The organism is Streptomyces sp. NPDC012825 (assembly GCF_042900925.1).
GTDB lineage: Bacteria > Actinomycetota > Actinomycetes > Streptomycetales > Streptomycetaceae > Streptomyces.
Genome location: NZ_JBIBBZ010000021.1, coordinates 74040 through 94982, shown reverse-complemented (window position 1 = coordinate 94982; position 20943 = coordinate 74040). Strand labels below are relative to the sequence as shown.

Genomic DNA, 20943 nt, shown 5'->3' with positions numbered 1-20943 from the left:
AGCTTCCAGGCGGTCTCGACGGCCTCTCCGCCACCGGTGGTGAAGAAGACCTTGTTCAGGTCGCCCGGGGCGTAGTCCGCGAGGCGCTCGGCCAGTTCGACGGCCTTGGGGTGCGCGTACGACCACACGGGGAAGAACGCGAGCTCCTGGGCCTGCTTGTACGCGACCTCGGCCAGCTCCTGGCGGCCGTGTCCGGCGTTGACCACGAAGAGGCCCGCGAGACCGTCGAGGTAGCGCTTGCCCTTGTCGTCGAAGATGTAGGTGCCCTCACCACGCACGATGGTGGGAACGGGCGAGTTCTCGTACGACGACATGCGGGTGAAGTGCATCCACAGGTGGTCGTAGGCGGTCTTGGAGAGGTCCTTGCTCACGGCTATCGGGTTCCCCACATATAGGTCTGCTTCTTGAGCTTGAGGTAGACGAAGCTCTCGGTGGAGCGCACGCCGGGGAGGGTGCGGATGCGCCTGTTGATCACATCCAGCAGGTGGTCGTCGTCCTCGCAGACGATCTCCACCATGAGGTCGAAGGAGCCCGCGGTCATCACCACGTACTCGCATTCGGCCATGGCCGTCAGTGCTTCCGCAACCGGATCAAGGTCACCCTCGACGTTGATGCCGACCATCGCCTGCCGCCGGAAACCCACGGTGAGCGGGTCGGTGACGGCGACGATCTGCATGACGCCCTGGTCGAGCAGCTTCTGGACGCGCTGCCGCACGGCGGCTTCGGAGAGGCCGACGGCCTTGCCGATCGCCGCGTAGGGACGGCGACCGTCCTCCTGGAGCTGTTCGATGATCGCCAGGGAGACGGCGTCGATCGTCGGGGACGAACCGGTTCCGGTTCTGGAGTCTGCACTTCGACTGGCCACACCTCACTGTGCACCGAGACTCGTCGGTCTTGCAACCCCGGAGCGATGTAATTCGTTGTGTGAGGCTCTCGATCTCACTGAATCCGAAGTTGTGGGGGGCCGGGCCTGTTGAAAGCGTCAGCCGAACGATTAGGCTGGGGTGTCTCACCCATCGGGACCGCGCACGAGGACGTGCGGGGTCAGAACGTGACAGGAGGGGTGGCAAGTGACCACCGAGCTGCGCCGGCTGCGTAACTACATCAACGGGGAGTTCCGCGACGCGGCCGACGGCCGCACGATCGACGTGATCAACCCGGCCACCGGCGAGGTGTACGCGACCTCTCCGCTCTCCGGCCAGGCCGACGTCGACGCCGCCATGGAGGCCGCCGCGGCGGCCTTCCCCGCCTGGCGCGACAGCACCCCGGCCGAGCGCCAGAAGGTGCTCCTCAAGATCGCCGACGCCTTCGAGGAGCGCGCCGAGGACCTGATCGCCGCCGAGGTCGAGAACACCGGCAAGCCGGTCGCCCTCACCGCGAGCGAGGAGATCCCGCCGATGGTGGACCAGATCCGCTTCTTCGCGGGTGCCGCCCGGCTCCTGGAGGGCCGCTCGGCCGGCGAGTACATGGAGGGCCTGACCTCCATCGTCCGCCGCGAGCCCGTCGGCGTCTGCGCCCAGGTCGCGCCGTGGAACTACCCGATGATGATGGCCGTCTGGAAGTTCGCCCCGGCCCTCGCCGCGGGCAACACCGTCGTCCTCAAGCCCTCGGACACGACCCCCGCGTCGACCGTCCTGATGGCCGAGATCATCGGGCGGATCGTCCCCAAGGGCGTCTTCAACGTCGTCTGCGGCGACCGTGACACCGGCCGCGCGATGGTCGAGCACCCGACCCCCGCCATGGCCTCCATCACCGGCTCCGTACGCGCCGGCATGCAGGTCGCCGAGTCGGCCGCCAAGGACGTCAAGCGCGTCCACCTGGAGCTGGGCGGCAAGGCCCCCGTCGTGGTCTTCGAGGACACCGACATCGAGAAGGCCGTCGAGGACATCTCCGTCGCGGGCTTCTTCAACGCCGGCCAGGACTGTACGGCCGCCACCCGCGTCCTCGTCCACGAGTCCATCCACGACGAGTTCGTCTCCGCCCTCGCCAAGGCCGCCGCCGCGATCAAGACCGGGCAGCCGGACGACGAGGACGTGCTGTACGGCCCGCTCAACAACGCCAACCAGCTGAAGCAGGTCTCCGGCTTCATCGACCGCCTCCCGGCCCACGCCAAGGTCGAGGCCGGCGGCGAGCGCGTCGGCGACAAGGGCTACTTCTACGCCCCGACCGTCGTCTCCGGCCTCAAGCAGGACGACGAGATCGTCCAGAACGAGGTCTTCGGCCCGGTCATCACCGTCCAGTCCTTCACGGACGAGGCCCAGGCCCTGCAGTACGCCAACGACGTCGAGTACGCCCTCGCCTCCTCCGTCTGGACCAAGGACCACGCGCGCGCGATGCGCATGTCCAAGGCGCTCGACTTCGGCTGCGTGTGGATCAACACCCACATCCCGCTGGTCGCCGAGATGCCCCACGGCGGCTTCAAGAAGTCCGGCTACGGCAAGGACCTCTCGGCCTACGGCTTCGAGGACTACACCCGGATCAAGCACGTCATGACCTCCCTCGGCTGATCCATCGGCCGGCCTCTCCCCGGCCGGACCCCTCCGGCCGATCCGTCGGCCGGTTCGCGACGCGGCCCCGGCACCCCGGTTCGACAGGGTGTCGGGGCCGCGTCGTGCCGTCCGGACGGACCGTCCATTGCCGTGGGCGCCGACCGGCCGGAATGCTGCCCGGATGAGAGCGACAGCCAGGAAGAACATGTCCCGCCGGTCCCTGCTGCGCGGTGTCGGCGGCGCCGGGACCGCCGCCCTGCTCGCCGGGTGCGGGGTCCCCGCCGCCTTCGTCGAGGAGGGCGACCGGGCCGCCGCCCGGGACCTCTCGGCCCGCGACCGGATCCTCGACTTCGCCAACTGGCCGCTCTACATCGACACCGACGAGGACGACGAGTCGAAGCGCCCCACCCTGGAGGCCTTCCGGAAGCGGACCGGGACGTCCGTCCGCTACACCGAGGAGATCAACGACAACGACGAGTTCTTCGGCAAGATCAGCCCCTCCCTGATGAACCACCAGGAGACCGGGCGCGACCTGATCGTCCTCAGCGACTGGATGGCCGCCCGCTTCGTCCGCCTCGGCTGGGTCCAGGAGATGGACCGCGCCGCCCAGCCGAACGTCACGGCCCACCTCGACCCGCAGCTGCGCTCGCCCGCGTTCGACCCCGGCCGGCTGCACACCGTGCCCTGGCAGTCCGGCATCACCGGCATCGCGTACAACCGCAGGAAGCTGGGCCGGGAGCTGCGCTCCGTCGAGGAGCTGTGGGCCGACGACCTGCGCGGGAAGGTCACCCTGCTGTCCGGGCTCGACGAGTCCTTCGCCCTGCTCATGCTGGGCGACGGCGTCGACGTGACCCGCTGGACCGCCGACGACTTCCACGCCGTGTGCGAGCGGACCGAGCGGCTCGTCCGCGCGAAGCACATCCGCCGCTTCACCGGCAACGACTACATCAAGGACCTCTCCACCGGCGACGTCCTGGCCTGCCAGGCGTACTCCGGGGACGTCATCCAGCTCCGGGCCGACAACCCGGACATCGAGTTCGTCGTCCCCGAGGAGGGCGCCGAGCTCTGGTCCGAGTCCCTGATGGTCCCCAACCTCGCCCGGCACAAGGCCAACGCCGAGAAGCTGGTGGACCACTACTACCGGCCCGAGGTCGCCGCCGAACTCGCCGCCTGGGTCAACTACGTCTGTCCCGTGCCGGCCGCGCGCGACGTCCTCGCGGACTCCGGCGACGAGGACCTCGCCGCGCTCGCCGAGGACCCGCTGATCTTCCCCGACTCCGCCATGCGGGGCCGGCTCGCCGTCGCCCGGGACATCACCGCCGAGGAGCGCCTCACCTTCGCCAAGAGGTGGAACTCGATCGTGGGGCTGTGAGGGGGCCCGGTGTGACGGGCCCACGCCCCGGCCTCCGTGCCGCGCACGGCCCGCTCCTCGTCCGGTCCGCTCTTTTTGAACGCGTTCCAAAAAGTGCCCCCAGGCTTTTGAACGCGTTCAGAGCGGGCGTACGCTGTCCCCATGAGCGACACGAACGGGCCGGGAGCCCTTCTTCAGCGCATCCGCCGGTGGCTGCTCCTCTTCGTCGTCTGTCTGGTCCTGAGCGGGCTCACCGCCTTCCCGCTCGTCACCGAACTCCGGCTGCTCGACTCCGCGTTGACCGGATGGGCGGCTCCCGTGGGCGATGCCCTCCCCGGGCTCGCCGAATGGATCCACCGGGTCGAGGGGGGCCTGGAGACCGCCGACCGGGACGCCCCCTACCTCCTCTACGGCAACGACTGGCTGGCCTTCGCCCACCTCGTCATCGCCGTCGCCTTCTACGGCGTCTGGCGCGACCCCGTCCGCAACGTCTGGGTCGTCGAGTTCGGCATGATCGCCTGCGTCGGCATCATCCCGCTCGCCCTGATCTGCGGCCCGATCCGCGACATCCCCTTCTGGTGGTCGCTCGTCGACATGTCCTTCGGCGTCTTCGGGATCCTGCCGCTGCTCCTCGTCCGCCGGCTGATCGAGCGACTGGAGGCCGCCACGGCGACGGCTCCGGCTCCGGAGGCCGTACCCGCCGCCTGACGGCCCCTCCACCGCGAGCCGGTACGGGGGGCGCGCCGCCGCGCGCCCCCCGTACGCCCATTACGGCTTGCGGCCCACCGCGCCGAACTGGGCCACCACGTCGCCCTCCTCGGAGCGCCAGCGGGAGCAGGAGACGATGCCCGGTGCGAGCAGGTCGAGGCCCTCCAGGAAGGAGGAGAACTCGGCGCGGGTGCGGGCGGTGATCGGCGGGGTCGCGTTCTCGTTCCAGAACGCCATCGCGGCCCTGTTGCCCTCGCCGCCGAGCTCCGGCTCCAGGGTGGGGTGGGTGAGGACCAGGAAGCTGCCCGGGGGGACGGCGTCCATCAGGGTCCGCACGATGGAGCGGGCCTCGTCGGTGTCCATCACGAAGTTGAGGATGCCGAGCATCATCACCGCGACCGGACGGGACAGGTCGAGGGTGGCCGAGGCCGCCGCCAGGATCCGCTCCGGGTCGTGCGCGTCGGCGTCGACGTACTCGGTGACGCCTTCCGGCGCGCTCGTCAGGAGCGCGCGGGCGTGGGTGAGGACGATCGGGTCGTTGTCGACGTAGACGATCCGGGCCCCGGGGGCGACCCGCTGCGCCACCTCGTGGGTGTTGTCGGCGGTCGGCAGGCCGGTGCCGATGTCGAGGAACTGCCGGACGCCCTCCTCGGCGGCCAGGTGGGTCACCGCCCGGCCGAGGAACGCCCGGTCGGCGCGGGCCACTTCGCCGATACTGGGGTAGAAGCCGGTGACCTGCGCGCCGACCGCGCGGTCCACCGGGTAGTTGTCCTTGCCGCCCAGCCAGTAGTTCCAGACACGGGCGTTGTGGGCGATGTCGGTGCGGATGCGGTCGTTGACGCGGTCGTTCACGCTGTCGTTCACCTCAGGAGTCCTCTCGCAGGACGGCGGCGAGGGCGTCGACGCGGTTCGTGGTGATCGCGTCCACCCCGTTCATGATCAGCTTACGCATGGTGCGCTTCGTGTCCGCCGTCCAGGCCGACAGGAGCAGCCCGTCCCGGTGCACCCGTTCGCCCAGCTCCCGACTCACCAGGCCGAAGCGGTAGTTGAGCCAGCGCGGACGTACGACGTCGAGCAGCACCGGCCGGGGCGGGGCGAGCGAGGTCCAGGTCAGGGCGATCTCGGCGGCCGGATCGGCGGCCCGCACCTGGAGCATGGCGACGGTCCCGGCGCAGTAGTAGATCCGCTCCCCGGCCCCGCACTCGCGGACCGTGCCGACGATCTTCCCGACCGAGTGCTCGTTCCCGCCCGGCAGGTCCAGCATCAGACGGTGGTCCCCGGCGGCGAGCAGCGCCTCCCGCAGGGTCGGCACCCCGCCCGCCGTCACCTCCTCCACCTGCGCGTACGAGAGCGCGGAGAGCGCCCGGTCCGGGCCCCAGAGGCGCTTGAGGGTGTCGTCGTGGAGGAGGACGGGCACCCCGTCCCTCGTCAGCCGGACGTCGACCTCCACCGCGTCCGCGCCCCGTTCGATCGCCGAGGAGATCGAACGGAGCGTGTTCTCGCGGAAGCGGTACGGGTCGCCGCGGTGACCTACGGCAGTGACGGATCGCATGGGGCCATTGTGGCCGGGGACGACCGCCGGTGTCGTCGGCGCACGCGCCCCGGCGGCCTCCCGTGACGTCAGCGGGCCGACCACGCCTCGGTGTACGCGTCGATCTCGGCGGCGATCCGGGCCTTGCCGGCCGCGTCCAGGAAGGAGGCCTCCACCGCGTTCTTGGCGAGGGCGGCGAGTCCGCGCTCGTCGAGGTCCAGGAGCCGGGCGGCGACCGCGTACTCGTTGTTCAGGTCGGTGCCGAACATCGGCGGGTCGTCGCTGTTGACGGTGACGAGGACCCCCGCGTCCACCATCCGCCGGATCGGGTGCTCGTCCAGGACGGCGACGGCCCGGGTGGCGATGTTGGAGGTCGGGCAGACCTCCAGGGCGATCCGGTGCTCGGCCAGGTACGCCAGGAGCTCCGGGTCACGGACCGAGCTGGTGCCGTGCCCGATGCGCTCGGCGCCCAGCTCGCGGATCGCGTCCCACACGGTCTCCGGGCCGGTCGTCTCGCCCGCGTGCGGCACGGAGCGCAGTCCGGCCGCCCTGGCCCGGTCGAAGTACGGCTTGAACTGCGGGCGCGGCACCCCGATCTCCGGGCCGCCGAGGCCGAAGGCGACCAGGCCCTCCGGGCGCAGCCCCTCGGTCGTGGCGAGCCGCGCGGTCTCCTCGGCGGCTTCGAGCCCGGCCTCGCCGGGGATGTCGAAGCACCAGCGCAGGACCGTGCCGAACTCGGCCTCGGCCGACTTGCGAGCGTCCTCGATCGCGTCCATGAACGCGTTCTCGTCGACGCCCCGGCGGGTGGAGGAGTAGGGGGTGATGGTCAGCTCGGCGTAGCGGATGTTCTGCCGGGCCATGTCCCGGGCGACCTCGAAGGTCAGCAGCCGCACGTCCTCGGGGGTGCGGACCAGGTCGACGACCGACAGGTAGACGTCGATGAAGTGCGCGAAGTCGGTGAAGGTGAAGTAGTCGGCCAGGGCCTCCGGGTCCGTGGGGACCTTGGAGTCCGGGTGGCGGGCCGCGAGCTCGGCGACGATCCGGGGCGAGGCGGAGCCCACGTGGTGGACGTGCAGCTCGGCCTTGGGGAGGCCCGCGATGAAGGGGTGCAGATCGGTCATCGGGTCATCGTAGGCCGGACGGTTCCCCCGCAGGAGTGAGGCCTTAGCATGACGTGACCACGATGGGGGAGGCCCATGTCTGACAACCGAGACCAGCAGCCGGGCGGCTACGACCCGGCGGACCCGTGGGCTCCGCCGAACCGCGACGGGGTGGAACTGAGCAAGCCGGCGGAGCCGTCGCCCCCGCCGGTGCACGACCAGCTGACCGTCACCTCCATGCCGGGCGTGCCCGGTCCCGGCGGTGACGTCCCGCCGCCCCCGGTCGCGCCCGGCGGCCCGGCGGCGACGCCCGGCGCGTACGGCTACCCGGCGGACACCTCCGGGGGCTACGGCTACCCGGCGGCCCCGGCCCCTCAGGCGTCCGTGACGGGTTCCGGGTACGGCTACCCCGGATATCCGGGGTACGGCGGCCAGCCGGGCTGGCAGCAGGCCCCCTCCAACGGCATGGGTACGGCCGCGATGGTGCTCGGCATCATCTCGGTCGCGGGCTTCTGCCTCTACGGCCTGGGGGCGGTCCTCGGCATCCTGGGCGTGATCTTCGGCGTCATCGGGGTGAAGAAGGCGGGCCGGGGCGAGGCGACCAACCGGGGCATGGCGATCGCCGGCATCGTGCTCGGCGCCATCGGCACCGTGGTCAGCGCGGTCTTCCTCGGCTTCATGATCTGGGCGATCGCCCAGGACCCCTCGACCTTCGAGGACTCCGGCACCTACGACGAGGACCCGTTCGCGTCGTCCCTGGTGGTCGAGAGCACCCGCTGAGGCGGCCTACGCACACGCAAGGGCCCCGCACCGGACATCCGGCGCGGGGCCCTTCCGCACGACGTCAGGCGCTCCGCAGCCGCTGTCGCGCCTCCATGAGGGCGAAGCCCAGGAGGTTGAGGCCGCGCCAGCGGGCCGGGTCGTGGGCGCCGGGGTCGGTCGCGGCGAGCCCGATGCCCCAGATCCGGTCCACCGGGCTGGCCTCCACCAGGACGCGGTCGCCCGTGCCGAGGAGATAGGCGCGCAGGGCCCCGTCCGAGGAGAACTTGTGGACGCTCCCCTCGACGACGATCCCGAACCGCTCCCGCTCCCACACCGCGCCGTCGAAGTCCCGCACGAGCCGGCCCGCGTTCTTGGCCTCCGCCGGGGTGCGGGCGGCCAGCGCCGCGCGCTCGGCGTCCGCGTCCCCGAAGAGCCGCGCCTTGGCGGCCATCATCCAGTGCTCGGCGGTCGCGTACGCCACCCCGTCGACGGTGAAGGGGGACGGCCACCACTGGCTCAGACAGCTCGCCGAAAGGTGTCCGTCCGGGTGCGGACGGTGACCCCAGAAGTGCAGCCACTTCACCCTGTCACCCCTGCTGACCTGCTGTGTCAGCTCCTCGATCGCGCTCATGCATGCGAGTCTGGCATCCGCCACGGACACTCCGTACGGAGATTTTCCGGCCGCCTCGACACATGGTCGACCGAATCCGTCGCGTAACCAAAAGGCAACAACGGAATCACTTGTTGGGTAGTCGTCCCTCTGTCAGGATCGGCACTCAATTCGAGCTGGGACAACGGAGAGCGTCATGGGCAACCGCTTCCAGGTGACGGGCCGCTTCGCGGACGGCGCACAGTACATCGGCGGCAGGCTCCGCCCCGGAACGTCCGGCCAGGACCATCAGGTGATCGACCCCGCGACCGGGGAGACCGTGTACACCTACGCGCTCGCCTCCACCGCGGACGTGGACGAGGCCGTGGCCGCCGCGAAGGCGGCCTTCCCGGGCTGGGCGGGCGCCACCCCCGGCGAGCGCTCCGACGCCCTGCACCGCTTCGCCGGCGTCCTCGCCGAGCGGGCCGAGGACTTCGCCCGCGTGGAGTCCCTCCAGTGCGGCAAGCCGCTCAAGCTCACCACCGAGTTCGACGTGCCCGGCACGGTCGACAACACCGCCTTCTTCGCCGGGGCCGCCCGCCACCTCCAGGGCCAGGCCGCCGCCGAGTACTCCGGCGACCACACCTCCTACGTACGGCGCGAGCCCCTCGGCGTCGTCGGCTCCATCGCCCCCTGGAACTACCCCCTCCAGATGGCCGCCTGGAAGATCCTCCCGGCGATCGCCGCCGGCAACACGATCGTCCTGAAGCCCGCCGAGCTCACTCCGCTCACCTCCCTGATGTTCGCGCAGGCCGCGACCGACGCCGGCATCCCCGACGGCGTGATCAACATCGTCAACGGGGCCGGCCGGACCGTCGGCGAGCACCTCGTCGGCCACCCCGACGTCGTCATGACCTCCTTCACCGGCTCCACCGCCGTCGGCAAGCGGGTCGCCGAGATCGCCACCGCCACCGTCAAGCGCCTCCACCTCGAACTCGGCGGCAAGGCCCCCTTCGTCGTCTTCGACGACGCCGACCTGGAGGCCGCGGCCCAGGGCGCCGTCGCCGCCTCCCTCATCAACAGCGGCCAGGACTGCACCGCCGCCACGCGCGCGTACGTCCAGCGCCCCCTCTTCGACGCCTTCACCGCCCGCGTCGCCGAACTCATGGAGTCCGTCCGGCTCGGCGACCCCTTCGCCCCGGACACCGACCTCGGCCCGCTGATCAGCCACGCCCAGCGCGACCGGGTCGCCGGCTTCGTCGACCGCGCCCGCGGCTACGCCACCGTCGTCACCGGCGGCGAAGCCCCCGGGGGCGACCTGAAGGACGGCGCGTACTACCGTCCCACCCTGATCACCGGCGCCGCGCAGGACAGCGAGGTCGTGCGGTCGGAGATCTTCGGCCCGGTCCTGGTGGCCCTGCCCTTCGACACCGACGACGAGGGCATCGCACTCGCCAACGACACCCCCTACGGCCTCGCCGCCTCCGCCTGGAGCCGCGACGTCTACCGGACGGGCCGCGCCACGCGGGAGCTCAAGGCCGGCTGCGTCTGGGTCAACGACCACATCCCGATCATCAGCGAGATGCCCCACGGGGGAACCCGGGCCTCGGGCTACGGAAAGGACATGTCGGTGTACTCCTTCGAGGAGTACACGCAGGTCAAGCACGTGATGTACGACAACACCGCGGTGGCGGCGAAGGACTGGCACCGCACGATCTTCGGGGACCGATAAGCATCCGTCGCTCGACCGGCGACGCAACCATCCCGAAAGGGCACAGCGCATGGAGCAGTACGAGCCCGACAGCCTGTCCGCGGCGCAGCTCGCGGCGATACGCCGCAGCCTGACGAGCGGCCGGGGCGCCCTCAGCCGCCGTGCGATGCTGCGCGCGGGCGGCGTGGGCGCGCTCACCGTCGGCGGCCTCGCGTCCCTGAGCGCCTGCGGCATCCCGCCCGCCAAGCGGGAGGGCCAGGGTCCCGCCTCCACGGACGACTCGGCCAAGGAGAAGACCGTGGCCTTCTCCAACTGGACCGAGTACATGGACGTCAGCGAGGACGAGAAGTCCCGCCCCACCCTGGAGGCGTTCGAGAAGCGCACCGGGATCAAGGTCAAGTACACCGAGGACATCAACGACAACGTCGAGTTCTTCGGCAAGATCAAACCGCAGCTCGCCGCCGGCCAGGACACCGGCCGCGACCTCGTGTGCGTCACCGACTGGCTCGCCGCCCGGATGATCCGGCTCGGCTGGGTGCAGAAGCTCGACCCCGCGAACCTCCCCCACGCGTACAGCAACCTCTCCGCCCAGTTCCGCAACCCCGACTGGGACCCGGGCCGCGCCCACTCGTACCCCTGGACCGGCATCTCCACCGTCATCGCGTACAACGTGAAGGCGACCGGCGGGAAGAAGGTCGACTCGGTCACCCAGCTCCTGGACGACCCCTCGCTCAAGGGCCGGGTCGGCTTCCTCACCGAGATGCGCGACACCGTCGGCATGACCCTGCTCGACCTCGGCAAGGACCCGGGCGCCTTCACGGACGCCGACTACGACGCGGCGATCGGACGCCTCCAGAAGGGCGTCGACAAGAAGCAGATACGCCGCTTCACCGGCAACGACTACACGTCCGACCTCGACAAGGGCGACATCGCGGCCTGTCTCGCCTGGGCCGGGGACATCATCCAGCTCCAGGCGGACAATCCCGACATCCGCTACTCCATACCGGCGGCCGGCTACATCACCTCCAGCGACAACCTGCTCGTCCCCGCGCAGTCCCGGCACAAGACCAACGCCGAGAAGCTGATCGACCACTACTACGAGCTCCCCGTCGCCGCGCAGCTCGCCGCGTACATCAACTACGTCTGCCCCGTCGACGGGGTGAAGGACGAGCTCGCGAAGATCGACCCCGAACTCGCGGACAACACGCTGATCCTCCCCGACAAGGCCATGGCGAAGAAGTCGCACGCCTTCCGCTCGCTCACCGGCGCGGAGGAGACGGCGTACGAGGAGAAGTTCGCCAAGCTCATCGGCGCCTGAGTCCGGCCTCGTCCACCCCCTCTCACTCCCCTGGGACCACGACCCATGACTGACAACACTGCTCACACTGGAAAGAACACGGGCGGCGGCGACGTCCGTCTCACCGGGATCAGCAAGACGTACGGCTCCTTCACCGCCGTCCACCCGCTCGACCTGACCGTCCCGCAGGGCTCCTTCTTCGCCCTCCTCGGCGCCTCCGGCTGCGGCAAGACCACCACCCTGCGCATGATCGCCGGCCTGGAGGACCCCAGCACCGGCACCGTCTTCCTCGGCGACACCGACGTCACCGACCTCCCGCCCTACAAGCGGCCGGTCAACACCGTCTTCCAGTCCTACGCGCTCTTCCCGCACATGGACATCTCCGAGAACATCGCCTTCGGCCTGCGCCGCCGCGGCATCAAGTCGGTCAAGAAGCAGGTCGACGACATGCTGGAGCTCGTCCAGCTCGGCGACAAGGCACGCCACAAGCCGCACCAGCTCTCCGGCGGCCAGCAGCAGCGCGTCGCCGTGGCCCGCGCCCTCATCAACCACCCGCAGGTGCTCCTCCTCGACGAGCCGCTCGGCGCCCTCGACCTCAAGCTGCGCCGCCAGATGCAGCTGGAGCTCAAGCGGATCCAGACCGAGGTCGGCATCACCTTCGTGCACGTCACCCACGACCAGGAGGAGGCCATGACCATGGCCGACCAGGTCGCGGTGATGAACGGCGGCCGGGTCGAGCAGCTCGGCACCCCCGCCGACCTGTACGAGAACCCGCGGACCACCTTCGTCGCCAACTTCCTCGGCACCTCCAACCTCATCGAGGCCGAGGTCCTGGAGACGGGCGCCGACGTGCTCGTCACGGCGGGCGGCGGCAAGCTCCGCGTCCCCGGCGACCGCTGTACCCCCGCCGTCCGCGCGGGCGGCAGGCTGCTCGTGGGCGTCCGCCCCGAGAAGATCTCCCTCACGCACGCGGACGACGTCGGCGCGATAGCCGACGGCCGCAACCGCGTCACCGGCCGGATCGCCGACTCCTCCTTCATCGGCGTCTCCACCCAGTACGTGGTGAACTCGCCCGCCGGAGCCGAGCTCCAGGTGTACGAGCAGAACATCGAGCGCGACACCCGGCTCGTCCCGGGCGCCGAGGTGGTCCTGCACTGGAACCCGGCCCACACGTTCGGGCTCGACGCGGACCAGGACATCGACGCCGGTGTGGAGAGCGTGGAGGACGCCGGATGAGCGCGACCCTGGTGAAGGAAGCCCCGCCGGCAGAGGACCTTCCTGTACGCAAGCCCGCCACCCGCAAGCGGCTCGTCCCCTACTGGCTGCTGCTCCCCGGCATCGTCTGGCTGCTGGTCTTCTTCGCGCTGCCGCTGGTCTACCAGGCCTCCACCTCGGTCCAGACCGGCTCCCTCGAAACCGGCTTCCAGGTCACCTGGCACTTCCAGACCTACTGGGAGGCGCTCCAGGAGTACTGGCCGCAGTTCGTCCGCTCCCTGCTCTACGCCGGGACCGCGACCGTCCTCTGCCTGCTCCTCGGCTACCCGCTCGCGTACCTGATCGCCTTCCGGGCCGGCCGCTGGCGCAACCTGCTCCTCGTCCTCGTCATCGCCCCCTTCTTCACCAGCTTCCTCATCCGGACCCTGGCGTGGAAGACGATCCTGGCGGACGACAGCGTCGTCGTCGACGCGCTGAACGCGCTGCACGTCCTCGACGTGACGAGCTGGCTCGGCTGGACCGAGGGCGACCGCGTGCTCGCCACCCCGATGGCGGTCGTCTGCGGCCTCACGTACAACTTCCTGCCCTTCATGATCCTGCCCCTCTACACCTCCCTGGAGCGGATCGACGGACGGCTCCACGAGGCCGCGCGGGACCTGTACGCCTCCCCGGCGACCACCTTCCGCAAGGTGACCTTCCCGCTGTCGATGCCCGGCATCGTCTCCGGCACCCTGCTCACCTTCATCCCGGCGAGCGGCGACTACGTCAACTCCGAGCTGCTCGGCTCGACCGACACCAAGATGGTCGGCAACGTCATCCAGTCGCAGTTCCTGCGGGTCCTCGACTACCCGACGGCCGCCGCGCTCTCCTTCATCCTCATGGCGATCGTCCTGGTCATGGTCACCGTCTACATCCGCCGCGCCGGAACGGAGGAGCTGGTCTGATGCGCTGGATCCGCAAGAACCTCGTCGTCGTCGCGGGCCTGCTGACGCTCGCGTACATGATCCTGCCGAACCTCGTCGTGATGGCGTTCTCGTTCAACAAGCCGAACGGGCGCTTCAACTACTCCTGGCAGCAGTTCTCCCTGGACGCCTGGAAGGACCCCTGCGGCGTCGCCGACATGTGCCAGTCGCTGTCGCTCTCGCTCCAGCTCGCCGCCTGGGCCACCCTGGGCGCCGTCGCCCTCGGCACGGCGATCGCCTTCGCGCTCGTCCGCTACCGCTTCCGGGCGCGCGGCGCGATCAACTCGCTGATCTTCCTGCCGATGGCGATGCCCGAGGTCGTCATGGCCGCCTCGCTGCTCACCCTCTTCCTCAACATGGGGATCGAGCTGGGCTTCTGGACGGTCCTGATCGCCCACATCACCTTCTGCCTGTCGTTCGTCGTGACGGCGGTCAAGGCCCGGGTCATGTCCATGGACCCGCGCCTGGAGGAGGCCGCGCGCGACCTCTACGCGGGGCCCGCGCAGACCTTCCTGCGCGTCACCCTGCCGATCGCCGCCCCCGGCATCGCCGCCGGCGCGCTGCTCGCCTTCGCGCTCTCGTTCGACGACTTCATCATCACCAACTTCAACGCGGGACCCTCCACGGTCACCTTCCCCATGTTCGTCTGGGGCTCGGCGCAGCGCGGAACACCCGTTCAGATCAACGTCATCGGCACCGCGATGTTCGTCCTCGCGGTACTGGTGGTCATGGCCGGACAGATCATCACGAACCGGCGCAAGAAAACAGCAACAGCCTGAGCGAAACCCGCCCAGGCACCGAAGGAGTTGGAAACCATGGCCCCAGTCGCCATGCGTCTCGCCGCCCAATCTCTCTCCGACGCCCAGCCCGTCCCCTTCTGGCTGGAAGACCCCGGCAAGCCCGGCGCCCTGCCCGCCCTCACCGGCACCGAGAAGTGCGACCTCCTCGTGGTCGGCGGCGGCTACAGCGGCCTGTGGACCGCGCTCCTCGCCAAGGAGCGCGACCCCTCCCGGGACGTCGTCCTGATCGAGGGCCGCGAGGTGGGCTGGGCCGCCTCGGGCCGCAACGGAGGCTTCTGCGCGGCCTCCCTCACCCACGGCTTCGGCAACGGGCTCGCCCGCTGGCCGGGCGAGCTGCCGAAGCTGGAGGAGCTGGGCGAGCGGAACCTCGACGCCATCGAGGAGGCCGTCGCCCGCTACTCCCTGGACTGCGACTTCGAGCGCACCGGCGAGATCGACGTGGCCACCGAGCCGTACCAGGTCGACGAGCTCCACGAGGTGTACGAGGAGATCGACCGGCTCGGCCTCGCGGACGGCGTCGAACTCCTCGACCGGGACGCGGTGCGCGCCGAGGTCGACTCGCCGACCTTCCTCGGCGGCCTCTGGGACCGCCGCGGCGTCGCCATGCTGAACCCCGCCAAGCTGGCCTGGGGCCTCAAGCGGGCCTGCCTGGACCTGGGCGTGCGGATCTTCGAGAACACCCCGGGCCTGGAACTGGCCGCCGCCGGCGCCGGGATGGGCGTGCGCACCCCGTACGGCAAGGTCCTCGCCCGCCGGGTCGCCCTCGGCACCAACGTCTTCCCGTCCCTGGTCAAGCGCGTCCGGGCCTACACGGTCCCGGTCTACGACTACGCCCTGACGACCGAGCCGCTCGGCCCCGAGCAGCTCGCCTCGATCGGCTGGAAGAACCGGCAGGGGCTCGGCGACTCCGCCAACCAGTTCCACTACTTCCGGATCACCGCCGACCACCGGATCCTGTGGGGCGGCTACGACGCGATCTACCCCTTCGGGGGCAAGGTCAGCGCCGAGAGGGACCACCGCCCCGAGACGTACCTCAAGCTGGCCGAGCACTTCTTCCACTGCTTCCCGCAGCTGGAGGGACTCCGCTTCAGCCACGCCTGGGGCGGCGCGATCGACACCTGCTCCCGCTTCTCGGCCTTCTTCGGCACGGCGCACAAGGGGAAGGTGGCGTACGCGGCCGGGTTCACGGGCCTGGGCGTCGGCGCCACCCGCTTCGGCGCCGACGTGATGCTCGACCTGCTCGCGGGGGAGCGCACCGAGCGCACCGAGCTCGACATGGTCCGCTCCAAGCCGCTGCCGTTCCCGCCCGAGCCGGTCGCCTGGGCCGGCATCGGCCTCACCAAGTGGTCGCTCGCCCGCGCCGACGAGAACGGCGGCCGGCGCAACCTGTGGCTGAAGGCGATGGACCGCCTGGGCCTGGGCTTCGACAGCTGAGCGAGTGAGTGACGCACATCACAACCCACGAGTAGGCGAAGCCGCGTAAGAGCGGCCGCCCTCCCCGCTCTCTTCCGTGTGGACACCGTGTCCACGCGGAAGGAGGACGTCACGATGACCGGTACAGGGGCCACGGGCGCCAGGAGCGCGGTGGAGTGGCTGCTCTCGGCCGCGCCCGATCCCGACGCCTGCCGGTGGGAGTGGGAGCGCAACCCCCACGGGGTCGTGCTCCTGCCCGCCGGCGTGCGCTGGGACGTACTGATCCTGCCGACCGGCCTCGGCCGTCCCACGCTCGACGTGCTGACCCGCCTGGTGGGCCGCCCGGGCCCGGTCCTGGCCGACTTCGGCGACGCCCGGATCGGCTTCTTCGTCCCGCCGGGCACCGCCGCCCGCTGGCTCGGCACCGGGATCCGCGGCGCGGGCGCCGGGACCTGGATCGTCGTCCCGTACCCGGGCCGGGCGAGCGGCGCGGCGCGCTGGCTGGTGGTGCCGGACGGCACCGGAACCCTCACCGACGCCCCGCTCCTGGAGCTGGCGATGCACGAGGCGGCGGGCCGACTGGCCGGGGGAGGAGGGGGATTCGAGGGGGACTAGGGGGCGTCCGGCGGAGGCGTCGTCCGTACAGAGGTCTTGACCACTCGATTGGTCTGGACCATGCTGTGCCGCGCTCCCTTCGATTCCCGCCCCTCGATTCCCCACCCCTCGATCTCCCTTCCCCCGGAGGCAGTTGTGGCCCGCTCCAGACCCCTCACCCTGATACTGGCGGGCGCCCTCGCCGCCGGTGGACTCCTCGCGCTCACCCCCGGCGCCCAGGCCGCCGACGCCGAACTCGCCCGCAACGGCGGCTTCGAGGCCGGACTCGACGGCTGGACCTGTACGGCGGGCAGCGGCGCCGCCGTCACCTCACCCGTGCACGGCGGGACGAAGGCGCTCCAGGCCGCCCCGGCCGGCAGCGACAACGCCCGCTGCTCCCAGACCGTCACCGTGAAGCCCAACTCCACGTACGCGCTCAGCGGCTGGGTGCGCGGCAGCTACGTCTACCTGGGCGCCACCGGCACCGGCACCACCGACGTCTCCACCTGGACGGGCTCGGCCCCCGACTGGCAGAAGCTCAGCACCAGCTTCACCACGGGCCCCTCCACCACCTCGGTCACGATCTACACCCACGGCTGGTACGGCACCCCCGCCTACCAGGCCGACGACCTCTCCCTGTACGGCCCCGGCGGCGACCCGGTCCAGCTCCCCGCCGCCCCCACCGGGCTCGCGGCCGGCTCCCCGACCTCCACCAGCGTGCCGCTGACCTGGAGCGCGGTCCCCGGCGCCACCTCGTACCACGTCTACCGGGGCACCACGAGGATCCAGACGGTGACCGGCACCTCGGCCACCGCGACCGGCCTCACGCCCTCCACCGCGTACACCTTCCAGGTCAGCGCCGTGAACGCGGCGGGCGAGTCCCCGAAGTCCACCGCCGTCGGCGCCACCACGACCAGCGGCGGCGGGGGCGGTGGCGGCGACCAGGGCCTGCCCGCGCACGCCCTCGTCGGCTACCTCCACGCCAGCTTCGCCAACGGCTCCGGCTACACCCGCATGGCCGACGTCCCCGACTCCTGGGACGTCATCAACCTGGCCTTCGGCGAGCCGACCTCGGTGACCTCGGGCGACATCCGCTTCAAGCTCTGCCCGGTCGCCGAGTGCCCCACCGTCGAGTCGGAGGCCGACTTCAAGGCGGCGATCAAGGCCAAGCAGGCCGCCGGCAAGAAGGTCCTCATCTCCATCGGCGGCCAGAACGGCCAGGTCCAGCTCTCCACGACGGCCGCCCGCGACGCCTTCGTCACCTCCGTCTCGAAGATCATCGACGAGTACGGGCTCGACGGCCTGGACATCGACTTCGAGGGCCACTCCCTCTCGCTCCAGACCGGCGACACCGACTTCCGGAACCCGACCAGCCCGGTCGTCGTCAACCTGATCCAGGCGGTCAAGACGCTCAAGGCCAAGTACGGCGCGAAGTTCGTCCTGACCATGGCCCCGGAGACCTTCTTCGTCCAGCTCGGCTACCAGTACTACGGCTCCGGCCCCTGGGGCGGGCAGGACCCGCGCGCGGGCGCCTACCTGCCGGTCATCCACGCCCTGCGCGACGACCTCACCCTGCTGCACGTCCAGGACTACAACTCGGGCTCCATCATGGGCCTGGACAACCAGTACCACTCCATGGGCGGCGCGGACTTCCACATCGCCATGACCGACATGCTCCTCACCGGCTTCCCGGTCGCCGGCAACGCGGACCGCTTCTTCCCGGCCCTCCGCCCCGGGCAGGTCGCCATCGGCCTCCCGGCCTCCACCCAGGCGGGCAACGGCCACACCAGCCCGTCCGAGGTCAACAAGGCCCTGGACTGCCTCACCAAGAAGGTCAACTGCGGCTCGTACCAGACCCACGGCACCTGGCCCGCCCTGCGCGGCCTGATGACCTGGTCGATCAACTGGGACCGCTTCAACCAGTGGCAGTTCTCGAAGAACTTCGATTCGTACAACTGGAGCTGACGGCCAGGATCCACAGCCCCAGACAGAGACTGGCCACCACGTCCAGCGGCCAGTGATACCCCCGCAGCACCAGCCCGGTCCCCGTCACCGCCGTCAGCACGGCGGCGACGGGGACCAGCCGGTTCGAGACGAGGAGGGCCGCGCCGAAGTAGGCCACCGTCGCGGTGGCCGTGTGGCCCGACGGGTAGTAGCCGTGCGCCCACGGCTCCAGGGGGCCGGGCCGGGCGGTCCACTCCTTCAGCGGAATCACGAGGAGGGGTACGAGGACCATGGCGAGCCCCGCGGAGACGGCGGCCCGCCACCGCCCGCGCCACACCGCGTACGCCATGGCGCAGCCGAGCACGGGCAGGGCGACGGTCATGTTGCCGAGGTCGGAGGCGAGCTCGCTCAGGGGCCGGGGGACCGTGTCCACCAGGGCCCGGGACACCCGCTCGTCGAGCCGGGCCAAGGGGCCGTGGACGAGCACCTGCCAGGTCACGACGGCGAGGACGACGAGCGCCGGGAAGAGAGCCGGCCGCCCTGGAACAGGGGGGGTGGTTCCAGGACGGCCGAGGGGATCGGGCTGCCGCGCGCCCCGGGGGGTATGGGGCGTGCGGCCATCCGATCGGTGAGGAGTGCCGGGGCACGAGGCGCCGACGGCGTGCGCGGAGGCACGGTTCGGACGGGGCTGGGGAGGCTCCGCCCGGGGGGTTTCTCTCATCCGTGGGAACCGTACGCCAGAGGAAGGGGGACCGACAGCGGGAAACGCGTCCCGCCATCGGCCCCCCACAGAGTCTTCACACCACGGCCCCCGCGGGGGCGGGGCGCGTCAGATTCCGGCGAACGCGTTCTCGATGATGTCGAGGCCCTCGTTCAGCAGGTCCTCGCCGATGACCAGCGGCGGCAGGAAGCGGAGCACGTTGCCGTAGGTGCCGCAGGTCAGGACGAGCAGGCCCTCCGCGTGGCAGGCCTTCGCCAGGGCGCCGGCGGCCTCCGCGTACGGCTCCTTGGTCGCCGGGTCCTTCACCAGCTCGACGGCGATCATGGCGCCGCGGCCGCGGATGTCGCCGATGACCGGGAACTTCTCCTGCATGGCGGTGAGGCGGGCCTTCATGACCTCCTCGATGCGCTTGGCCTTCCCGTTGAGGTCGAGCTCCTTCATCGTCTCGATGGAGCCGAGCGCACCGGCGCAGGCCACCGGGTTGCCGCCGTAGGTGCCGCCCAGGCCGCCGCCGTGGACGGAGTCCATGATCTCGGCGCGGCCGGTGACGGCGGCGAGCGGCAGACCGCCCGCGATGCCCTTGGCGGTGGTGATGAGGTCCGGGACGACGCCCTCGTCCTCGCAGGCGAACCACTGGCCGGTGCGGCAGAAGCCGGACTGGATCTCGTCCGCGACGAAGACGATGCCGTTGTCGTTGGCGAACTTCACGATCGCCGGCAGGAAGCCCTTGGCCGGCTCGATGAAGCCGCCCTCGCCGAGGACCGGCTCGATGATGATCGCGGCGACGTTGTCGGCGCCGATCTGCTTGCCGATCTGGTCGATCGCCTGGGCGGCGGCCTCGGGGCCGCAGTTCTCGGCACCGGTGGGCCAGCGGTAGCCGTAGGCCACCGGCACGCGGTACACCTCGGGCGCGAACGGCCCGAAGCCCTGCTTGTACGGCATGTTCTTCGAGGTCAGCGCCATGGTCAGGTTCGTACGGCCGTGGTAGCCGTGGTCGAAGACGACGACGGCCTGGCGCTTGGTGTACGAACGGGCGATCTTGACCGCGTTCTCGACGGCCTCGGCGCCCGAGTTGAACAGCGCCGACTTCTTGGCGTGGTCGCCCGGGGTCAGCTCGGCGAGCGCCTCGCAGACCTCCACGTAGCCCTCGTACGGCGTCACCATGAAACAGGTGTGGGTGAAGTCCTGGAGCTGCGCGGAGGCGCGGCGCACGACGGCCTCGGCGGAGGCGCCGACGGAGGTCACGGCGATGCCGGAACCGAAGTCGATCAGGCGGTTCCCGTCGACGTCCTCGATGATGCCGCCACCGGCCCGCTTGGTGAAGACGGGCAGCGTGGAGCCCACGCCACCGGCGACCGCGTCGAGGCGGCGGGCCTGAAGCTCCTGCGACTTCGGGCCGGGGATGGCGGTGACGACGCGCCGCTCCTGCGGGACAGCGTTCATGCGGGGCTCCTGGGGGTGATCTGGACGCACTTGCGGGTTTCCTCCGCAGGCTAGGCGGGGCGGAGGGGGAGAGGCATGCGCCGATCGGGAGTGGTGGCGGGGGTGTCGTTGTCCGGGATGGACATGACGGGGCCGTCCCCTCGCCGTGGGAGGCGGCCGACACCGCGTGTCGGGGACGCCTTCCGGTGGGGAGGCGCCCGACGCCGCGCTCCGGGACGCACCGGCCCGGATCCGGCCGTACGGGTGGTCGAAATCCCTCCCGCGCGCCGCGGGCCCACTAGATTGACGGTGGCACAGACGCGGCGACCTGGCT

The 20943-nt window shown here is 70.8% G+C and carries 20 protein-coding genes; 12 read left to right on the top strand and 8 right to left on the bottom strand.

The annotated features are described in order from the left end of the window. Nucleotides 1-389 (bottom strand): aminotransferase class III-fold pyridoxal phosphate-dependent enzyme (locus ACFY7E_RS29230; RefSeq protein ID WP_389490047.1); only part of this gene is annotated, 389 nt, incomplete at its 3' end. Beyond that, complete coding sequence (locus tag ACFY7E_RS29225) at nucleotides 374-865, bottom strand: Lrp/AsnC family transcriptional regulator (protein ID WP_383446489.1); 492 nt, start codon at nucleotides 863-865, stop codon at nucleotides 374-376. The genes ACFY7E_RS29225 and ACFY7E_RS29230, both read right to left, overlap by 16 nt. A 205-nt stretch (nucleotides 866-1070) precedes the next feature. Between ACFY7E_RS29225 and ACFY7E_RS29220 the strand changes: the two genes are divergently transcribed. From ACFY7E_RS29220 to ACFY7E_RS29210, 3 genes are all read left to right on the top strand, one after another. After that, nucleotides 1071-2507: a gamma-aminobutyraldehyde dehydrogenase gene (locus ACFY7E_RS29220; RefSeq protein ID WP_383446487.1), complete on the top strand. Its 1437-nt coding sequence runs from the start codon at nucleotides 1071-1073 to the stop codon at nucleotides 2505-2507. Between the two features lie 187 nt (nucleotides 2508-2694). Continuing rightward, nucleotides 2695-3861, top strand: coding sequence for a PotD/PotF family extracellular solute-binding protein (locus ACFY7E_RS29215; RefSeq protein WP_389490051.1), 1167 nt, complete (start codon nucleotides 2695-2697; stop codon nucleotides 3859-3861). A 141-nt stretch (nucleotides 3862-4002) separates the two neighbouring features. Next, nucleotides 4003-4548, top strand: a complete 546-nt coding sequence (locus ACFY7E_RS29210) for a hypothetical protein (RefSeq protein WP_389490045.1) — start codon at nucleotides 4003-4005, stop codon at nucleotides 4546-4548. 60 nt (nucleotides 4549-4608) lie between these two features. Here ACFY7E_RS29210 and ACFY7E_RS29205 read toward each other — a convergent pair whose 3' ends face one another. The 3 genes from ACFY7E_RS29205 to ACFY7E_RS29195 form a co-directional block, all read right to left on the bottom strand. Further along, nucleotides 4609-5412 carry an SAM-dependent methyltransferase gene (locus ACFY7E_RS29205; RefSeq protein WP_389490043.1) on the bottom strand — a complete coding sequence of 268 codons (804 nt, stop codon included), beginning with the start codon at nucleotides 5410-5412 and terminating at the stop codon, nucleotides 4609-4611. Between the two features lies 1 nt (nucleotide 5413). Next, nucleotides 5414-6100 (bottom strand): glycerophosphodiester phosphodiesterase, encoded by a 687-nt coding sequence (locus ACFY7E_RS29200; protein WP_389490041.1) that lies wholly within the window; start codon nucleotides 6098-6100, stop codon nucleotides 5414-5416. 68 nt (nucleotides 6101-6168) lie between these two features. Next, complete coding sequence (locus tag ACFY7E_RS29195; RefSeq protein ID WP_389490039.1) at nucleotides 6169-7200, bottom strand: adenosine deaminase; 1032 nt, start codon at nucleotides 7198-7200, stop codon at nucleotides 6169-6171. Nucleotides 7201-7275: 75 nt separating this feature from the next. Between ACFY7E_RS29195 and ACFY7E_RS29190 the strand changes: the two genes are divergently transcribed. After that, the gene (locus tag ACFY7E_RS29190; protein WP_389490037.1) at nucleotides 7276-7959 is read left to right on the top strand and encodes a DUF4190 domain-containing protein; all 684 of its coding nucleotides are present in this window, start codon (nucleotides 7276-7278) and stop codon (nucleotides 7957-7959) included. A 64-nt stretch (nucleotides 7960-8023) separates the two neighbouring features. Here the strand turns inward: ACFY7E_RS29190 and ACFY7E_RS29185 are convergent, their stop codons facing one another. Continuing rightward, nucleotides 8024-8572 (bottom strand): NADAR family protein, encoded by a 549-nt coding sequence (locus ACFY7E_RS29185; protein ID WP_383445880.1) that lies wholly within the window; start codon nucleotides 8570-8572, stop codon nucleotides 8024-8026. 175 nt (nucleotides 8573-8747) lie between these two features. On the opposite strand from ACFY7E_RS29185, the gene ACFY7E_RS29180 reads away from it, so the two are divergent. From ACFY7E_RS29180 to ACFY7E_RS29145, 8 genes are all read left to right on the top strand, one after another. Next, on the top strand, nucleotides 8748-10262 hold the full coding sequence (locus ACFY7E_RS29180) for a gamma-aminobutyraldehyde dehydrogenase (RefSeq protein WP_389490035.1): 1515 nt from the start codon (nucleotides 8748-8750) through the stop codon (nucleotides 10260-10262). A gap of 49 nt (nucleotides 10263-10311) precedes the next feature. Next, on the top strand, nucleotides 10312-11559 hold the full coding sequence (locus ACFY7E_RS29175) for a PotD/PotF family extracellular solute-binding protein (protein ID WP_389490033.1): 1248 nt from the start codon (nucleotides 10312-10314) through the stop codon (nucleotides 11557-11559). 45 nt (nucleotides 11560-11604) lie between these two features. Beyond that, nucleotides 11605-12774 (top strand): ABC transporter ATP-binding protein, encoded by a 1170-nt coding sequence (locus ACFY7E_RS29170; RefSeq protein WP_389490031.1) that lies wholly within the window; start codon nucleotides 11605-11607, stop codon nucleotides 12772-12774. Continuing rightward, entirely contained in the window at nucleotides 12771-13697 is a 927-nt protein-coding gene (locus ACFY7E_RS29165; protein ID WP_389490029.1) for an ABC transporter permease, read from the top strand. Before ACFY7E_RS29170 ends, ACFY7E_RS29165 begins: the two co-directional genes overlap by 4 nt. Then, nucleotides 13697-14494 (top strand): ABC transporter permease, encoded by a 798-nt coding sequence (locus ACFY7E_RS29160; protein WP_365546328.1) that lies wholly within the window; start codon nucleotides 13697-13699, stop codon nucleotides 14492-14494. The genes ACFY7E_RS29165 and ACFY7E_RS29160 overlap by 1 nt, the downstream gene beginning before the upstream one ends. Nucleotides 14495-14530: 36 nt before the next feature. Further along, entirely contained in the window at nucleotides 14531-15949 is a 1419-nt protein-coding gene (locus ACFY7E_RS29155; RefSeq protein ID WP_389490026.1) for an NAD(P)/FAD-dependent oxidoreductase, read from the top strand. A gap of 114 nt (nucleotides 15950-16063) precedes the next feature. Continuing rightward, nucleotides 16064-16543 carry a hypothetical protein gene (locus ACFY7E_RS29150; protein WP_389490024.1) on the top strand — a complete coding sequence of 160 codons (480 nt, stop codon included), beginning with the start codon at nucleotides 16064-16066 and terminating at the stop codon, nucleotides 16541-16543. 135 nt (nucleotides 16544-16678) lie between these two features. Beyond that, nucleotides 16679-18487, top strand: a complete 1809-nt coding sequence (locus ACFY7E_RS29145) for a chitinase (RefSeq protein ID WP_389490022.1) — start codon at nucleotides 16679-16681, stop codon at nucleotides 18485-18487. Here the strand turns inward: ACFY7E_RS29145 and ACFY7E_RS29140 are convergent. Together ACFY7E_RS29140 and gabT are read right to left on the bottom strand one after the other, a co-directional pair. Beyond that, nucleotides 18438-18965, bottom strand: coding sequence for a phosphatase PAP2 family protein (locus ACFY7E_RS29140; RefSeq protein WP_389490020.1), 528 nt, complete (start codon nucleotides 18963-18965; stop codon nucleotides 18438-18440). The two genes, ACFY7E_RS29145 and ACFY7E_RS29140, sit on opposite strands and share 50 nt — an antisense overlap. Nucleotides 18966-19295: 330 nt before the next feature. Beyond that, the gene (gene gabT, locus ACFY7E_RS29135; protein WP_389490018.1) at nucleotides 19296-20630 is read right to left on the bottom strand and encodes a 4-aminobutyrate--2-oxoglutarate transaminase; all 1335 of its coding nucleotides are present in this window, start codon (nucleotides 20628-20630) and stop codon (nucleotides 19296-19298) included. Nucleotides 20631-20943: the final 313 nt, after the last annotated feature.